The sequence below is a fragment of the Streptomyces sp. NPDC059567 genome (genome assembly GCF_042735655.1).
Lineage (GTDB): Bacteria > Actinomycetota > Actinomycetes > Streptomycetales > Streptomycetaceae > Streptomyces.
Window position 1 is genome coordinate 1 of the sequence record NZ_JBHWBS010000184.1, and the last position, 5675, is coordinate 5675.

At 73.1% G+C, this 5675-nt stretch carries 6 protein-coding genes; 5 read left to right on the forward strand and 1 reads right to left on the reverse strand.

The window, feature by feature from the left end:
* Window positions 1–130: 130 nt before the first annotated feature.
* The gene (locus ACFVZW_RS36600) at window positions 131–478 is read right to left on the reverse strand and encodes an ArsR/SmtB family transcription factor (RefSeq protein ID WP_384530852.1); all 348 of its coding nucleotides are present in this window, start codon (window positions 476–478) and stop codon (window positions 131–133) included.
* Window positions 479–604: 126 nt separating this feature from the next.
* Here ACFVZW_RS36600 and ACFVZW_RS36605 point away from each other — a divergent pair, with 126 nt between their 5' ends.
* The 5 genes from ACFVZW_RS36605 to ACFVZW_RS36625 all read left to right on the forward strand — a co-directional run bounded on the left by ACFVZW_RS36605 (window position 605) and on the right by ACFVZW_RS36625 (window position 5632).
* On the forward strand, window positions 605–1687 hold the full coding sequence (locus tag ACFVZW_RS36605) for an NADH:flavin oxidoreductase/NADH oxidase (protein ID WP_384530854.1): 1083 nt from the start codon (window positions 605–607) through the stop codon (window positions 1685–1687).
* A 172-nt stretch (window positions 1688–1859) separates the two neighbouring features.
* Window positions 1860–2945, forward strand: coding sequence for a WD40/YVTN/BNR-like repeat-containing protein (locus tag ACFVZW_RS36610; RefSeq protein WP_384530856.1), 1086 nt, complete (start codon window positions 1860–1862; stop codon window positions 2943–2945).
* Between the two features lie 33 nt (window positions 2946–2978).
* Window positions 2979–3656: a uracil-DNA glycosylase gene (locus ACFVZW_RS36615; protein WP_384530858.1), complete on the forward strand. Its 678-nt coding sequence runs from the start codon at window positions 2979–2981 to the stop codon at window positions 3654–3656.
* Window positions 3653–4624 (forward strand): N-acetylglucosamine kinase, encoded by a 972-nt coding sequence (locus ACFVZW_RS36620; RefSeq protein WP_384530860.1) that lies wholly within the window; start codon window positions 3653–3655, stop codon window positions 4622–4624. Before ACFVZW_RS36615 ends, ACFVZW_RS36620 begins: the two co-directional genes overlap by 4 nt.
* A gap of 87 nt (window positions 4625–4711) precedes the next feature.
* A complete protein-coding gene (locus tag ACFVZW_RS36625; protein ID WP_384530862.1) occupies window positions 4712–5632 on the forward strand; it encodes a sirohydrochlorin chelatase in 921 nt (306 codons plus the stop codon).
* Window positions 5633–5675: the final 43 nt, after the last annotated feature.

A 5675-nucleotide genomic window follows, 5' to 3' on the forward strand; every position in this document is an offset into this window, starting at 1 on the left:
CTCCCGTGCCCGAAGGGCTACGGGGGACGTTGGCGACCGACGACAACGCGGCTGGGGGTACCCCCTGCTCGAAGAGCTTGGGGGAGCGGTGCCAGACGCCGCGAGCCCGGCCTGATCGACTAGACACCCCCTAGCGGCCCAGGCGCTCCGACTGGGCCTCGGTGGCCCGCAGGACGCTGTCCAGGAGGCCGGGGAAGAGGGTGTCCAGGTCCTCGCGGCGCAGGGCGTTCAGCTTGGCGGTGCCCCGGTAGATCTGCTGGATGACGCCGGCCTCGCGCAGCACGCGGAAGTGGTGCGTCGTCGTCGACTTGGTCACCGGGAGGTCGAAGTAGGAGCAGCTCAACTCGGTGCCCTCGCGCGCCATGTCGCTCACGATCGTGAGCCTCACCGCGTCCGACAGCGCATGCAGCACCCCCTCCAGGCGGATCTCCTCCCGCGTGGGGTGGTCCAGGACCCGAGGGTTGGTCGCGGTCGTCACGGCGGCGGCTCCACTTCATCCGGGGGTACGCGCCCATTGTACGAGAACTCTCGTAGTTTGACAGATGACGTACTACGATGAGTATCGTACGAGCATCCTTCGAGGCCCACCGAAACGGAGTCCGTCATGAGCGTCGCCCTGTTCGAGCCCTACACCCTGCGGTCGCTGACCATCCCGAACCGGGTGTGGATGGCCCCGATGTGCCAGTACTCGGCAGAGGTGTTCGGCCCGAACGCGGGAGTCGCCAACGACTGGCACTTCGCCCACTACGCCTCCCGCGCCACCGGCGGGACCGGCCTCATCCTCGTCGAGGCGACCGCCGTCGCCCCGGAGGGCCGGATCAGCCCCGCCGACCTCGGCATCTGGAACGACACCCAGGTCGAGGCGCTCCGCCGCATCTCCGCGTTCCTCAAGGAGCACGGCACCGTCCCCGGCATCCAGATCGGACACGCGGGCCGCAAGGCGTCCACCAAGCGCCCCTGGGACGGCCGCGGTCCGGTCGCCACCGACGACCACGGCTGGCAGCCGGTCGCGCCGAGCCCCGTCGAGTTCGCCGAGGGCTATCCCGTCCCGACCGAGCTGACGACGGAGCGGATCGCCGAGATCACCGGGCAGTTCGCCGACGCGGCCCGCCGCGCCCTGGCGGCCGGCTTCGAGGTGCTCGAACTGCACGGCGCCCACGGCTACCTCATCGGCGAGTTCCTCTCCCCGCACAGCAACCACCGCACCGACGCCTACGGCGGCTCCTTCGAGAACCGCACCCGGCTGGCCCTCGAAGTCGTCGACGCCGTAAGGGCGGTGTGGCCCGAGGAGCTCCCGCTATTCTTCCGGATCTCGGCGACCGACTGGCTGGAGGACCAGGGCTGGACCCCGGACGAGACCGTCCGCTTCGCGCGCCTGCTGCGGGAGCACGGGGTCGACCTGCTCGACGTCTCCAGCGGCGGCAACGGCGGGCCGGCCGAGATCCCGGTCGGCCCCGGTTACCAGGTGCCCTTCGCCGCCCGGGTGAAGGCCGAGACCGATCTGCCCGTGGCCGCCGTGGGGCTGATCACGGAGATCGACCAGGCGGAGAAGATCGTCGCCAACGGTGAGGCCGACGCCGTCCTGCTCGGGCGCGAACTGCTCCGTGACGCCTCCTGGGCCCGCCGGGCGGCGCGCGAGCTGGGCGCCGGGACCCATGCGCCGAGCCAGTACGCCTGGGCGATCTGAGCCCCGCTCCTCCCCGCGGAATCCTCGCTTCGGAGTCCGCGCTCCAGGCTCTCCCCAGGTCGATGCGGAACACGCCCGTGACCTGGGGAGACGCCCATTCCGGCAGCCGCTGTCAGTGGCCGGGTGCAGACTGGCCCGTATCCGCGACAACGGCGTCCTGGAGGTGTCGGCCATGCCCGACGTAGTACTGACCGTAGGCACCCGCAAGGGTCTGTTCATCGGCCGAAGGCGCGACGGCCGATGGGAGTTCGACGCACCCCACTTCAACGCGCAGGCGATCTACTCGGTCGCCATCGACACCCGGCGCTCCACCCCGCGGCTCCTCGTCGGCGGCGACAGCTCCCACTGGGGCCCGTCCGTCTTCCGCTCCGACGACCTCGGCGCCACCTGGACCGAGCCGCCGAAGCCGGCGGTCAAGTTCCCCAAGGACACCGGGGCTTCGCTGGAGCGGGTCTGGCAGCTGCACCCCGCGCCCGCGCACTCCCCTGACGTCGTCTACGCGGGCACGGAGCCCGCCGCCCTGTTCAGATCGGAGGACGGCGGTACGTCGTTCGAGCTGGTCCGCCCGCTGTGGGAGCACCCGACCCGGTCGCGGTGGGTGCCCGGCGGAGGCGGTGAGGCCGTGCACACCATCGTGACCGATCCACGCGACCCCGAGGCGGTGACGGTCGCGGTGTCGACGGCCGGGGTGTTCCGCTCCCGCGACGGCGGGGCGAGCTGGGACCCCTCCAACCAGGGGGTGTCCGCGGTCTTCCTGCCGGATCCCGACCCGGAGTTCGGCCAGTGCGTGCACAAGATCGCGCAGGACGCGGGCGACCGGGACCGGCTCTATCTGCAGAACCACTGGGGTGTGTACCGCAGTGACGACGCGGGCGGTAAGTGGACCGACATCGGCGCCGGTCTCCCCTCCGACTTCGGCTTCACGGTCGCCGCGCACCCCCATCGGCCCGACGTGGCCTATGTGTTCCCCATCAACGCGGACGAGGACCGGGTGCCGGCCGGACACCGCTGCCGTGTCTACCGTACGAGTGACGCCGGGGCCAGCTGGGACGCCCTGACGGCCGGGCTGCCGGAGGGCGACCACTACGGCACGGTCCTGCGCGACGCGATGTGCACCGACGACGGCGACCCGGCGGGCGTCTACTTCGGCAACCGCAACGGCGAGGTGTACGCAAGCGCGGACGACGGGGACAGCTGGCAGCTGCTCGCCGAGCACCTGCCGGACGTGCTCTGCGTGCGGGCGGCGGTGATCGGGTGAGCCCCGGGGCGCTGCGCCAGTAGAGTGACGCCCGTGGCAGCACGACCGTTGAATGAGATCGTCGAACCGGGGTGGGCGGATGCGCTCGCGCCCGTGGCCGAACGTATCGCCGCTATGGGCGACTTCCTGCGTCAGGAGATCGCCGCAGGGCGTACCTACCTGCCCGCGGGAGCGAACGTCCTACGGGCGTTCCAGCAGCCCTTCGACGAGGTGAGGGTCCTGATCGTCGGCCAGGACCCGTATCCGACGCCGGGGCATGCGGTGGGCCTGAGCTTCTCCGTGGCGCCGGAGGTGAACCCCGTGCCGCCGAGCCTGGACAACATCTTCCGGGAGATGCACACCGATCTGGGGCTGCCCCGGCCCTCGAACGGCGATCTGACGCCCTGGACCCGCCAGGGTGTGCTGCTGCTCAACAGGGCGCTCACCACCGCGCCCCGCAAGCCCGGCGCCCACCGCGACAAGGGGTGGGAGGCCGTCACCGAGCAGGCCATCCGGGCGCTGGCCGCCCGCGGTAAGCCGCTGGTGTCCGTGCTGTGGGGCCGTGACGCGCGCAATCTCCGTCCGCTGCTGGGCGATCTGCCGGCGATCGAGTCCTCGCACCCCTCCCCGATGTCGGCGGACCGCGGGTTCTTCGGTTCTCGGCCGTTCAGCCGCACCAACGAACTGCTCCTGCGCCAAGGGGCGCAGGAGGTGGACTGGCGGCTGCCGTGACGGACGCGGGCTGGGTCGTCGGGGTCGACTCGGGCGGCTCGGGGCTGCGGATCGCCCTCGCCCGGGCGGCGGACGCCCGCCCCGTGGGGACCGTGACCTCCGGCGAGCCGGTGCGGACCGGTCCCGGCGGGATCGAGGCGGCCCATCTCCTCGCGCAGGTACTGCCCGCCGTCGAGGCGATGCTGGGGCGCGCCGGGGCGGGGGACGTGGTCGCGCTGGCGGTCGGGGCCGCCGGCATGGCGACGCTCGGCGACGAGCTGCGTGCCGTGCTGCCCGGCGCTCTGGACCGGGCGCTGGGCGTACGACGCCTGGCGCTGGCCGCCGACGCCGTCACCGCCTACGCGGGGGCCCTCGGACAGCGGCCCGGCGCGGTGGTCGCGGGCGGCACGGGTCTGATCGCGCTCGGCACGGATCTCACGACCTGGCGCCGCGCCGACGGCTGGGGCCATCTGCTCGGCGACTGCGGGAGCGGTGCCTGGATCGGCCGGGCCGGGCTGGAAGCGGCGATGCGGGCCTTCGACGGGCGCCGGGGCGGTTCGCCGGCGCTGCTCGCCCGGGCCGAGGCGTGGTTCGGTCCCGCCGCCGGGCTGCCGGGAGCGCTCTATCCACGGACCGACCGGCCCGCGGTACTGGCTTCCTTCGCCCCCGAGGTGGCGCACTGCGCCACGGCCGGCGACGAGGTGTCGACGGGGATCCTGCGGCAGGCCGCCGCGCATGTGGCCGAGGCCGCGGCCGCCGTGTGCCCGGCCGAGGGAGCGTCCGAAGTGGCCCTGACGGGTGGCCTGTTCAAGATGGGCGACCCACTCCTCGTACCGCTGCGCGCGCAGCTGGCGGAACAATTGCCGCATGCCCGCCCGACGTCGGCGGCCGGGGATCCGCTCGCCGGGTCGCTCGCCATCGCCGGTTGGCTGGCCACGGACACACTGCGGCTGCCCACGGAGCCTCAGTTGCTGCAATTGACCCGGTAAACGACGGTTCGGACAAAGAGGGGCAGATAACGCTCTGCTGCACCTCAGTGCCCTGCGCGGCGGACGAAACCAGTAACATGCGGCGCCATGAGCTCCCCCACTGGGCCTGCTTCCGGCCTGCCTGTACGAATGCCGCGACCCCGCCAGCCCGGACGGCACCGTCGCCCCGAACCCGTGGCGGCGCCCGAGGGTGCTCCCGCACTCGTTCTCGCCGTCCCCGGCGTGCCGTCGGCCGCCATACGCTCGCTGGCCGAAGAGGTCGTGAGCATCGCCCGTTCCGAGCTGCCCGGCCTGGAGGCCGTGATCGGCTACCTGGACGGTGACGACGCCGAGTACCCCACCCTCGGAACCGTGCTGACGCGGGCCGAGACGCTGCGCACCGAGCGGTACGAGCTGGCCCTGGCCGCCGGCCGCGAGGTCAGCGCCCCCGAGGGCCCGGCCGCGGTCGTGGTGCCGCTGCTCGCCGGCCCGGACAGCGCCCTGATGCGCCGGATCCGCCAGGCCGTGATGGACAGCGGCAACGTCGCCGAGCTGACGGACGTCCTCGGACCGCACCCGCTGCTCGCCGAGGCCCTGCACGTGCGCCTCTCGGAGGCCGGTCTGGCCCGCGCCGACCGCGCCCGGCTCTTCACGGTGGCCACGGCCGCCGACGGCATCGTCCTGGCCACGGTCGGCGGCGAGGAGGCCGTGCAGGCCGCCGGCATCACCGGCATGCTGCTGGCCGCCCGGCTGGCCGTCCCGGTCATGGCCGCCGCGCTGGACCAGGAGGGCTCGATCACCGCGATCGCCGAGCAGCTGCGCGGCTCCGGTTCGGTGCAGCTGGCGCTCGCCCCGTACCTGATCGGTCCCGAGCTGGCCGACGGCCTGCTCGACGCGGCCGCCAAGGAGGCCGGCTGCGCCGCCGCCGAGCCGCTGGGCGCCTACCCGGCGATCGGCAAGCTGGTGCTCTCGCAGTACACGGCCGCGCTGGGCATCGCCCCGCAGCAGCAGGGTGCCCCGGCCGTCTGATCGGTCCACGGCATACGGGAGGGCCCGCACCGGACGCGTCCGG

What these genes read in the sequence shown, in the direction of transcription:
- ACFVZW_RS36605 (WP_384530854.1), top strand. Translation starts at nt 605, where the DNA reads ATGAGCGTCGCCCTGTTCGAGCCCTACACCCTGCGGTCGCTGACCATC.
- ACFVZW_RS36610 (WP_384530856.1), top strand. Translation starts at nt 1,860, where the DNA reads ATGCCCGACGTAGTACTGACCGTAGGCACCCGCAAGGGTCTGTTCATC.
- ACFVZW_RS36625 (WP_384530862.1), top strand. Translation starts at nt 4,712, where the DNA reads ATGAGCTCCCCCACTGGGCCTGCTTCCGGCCTGCCTGTACGAATGCCG.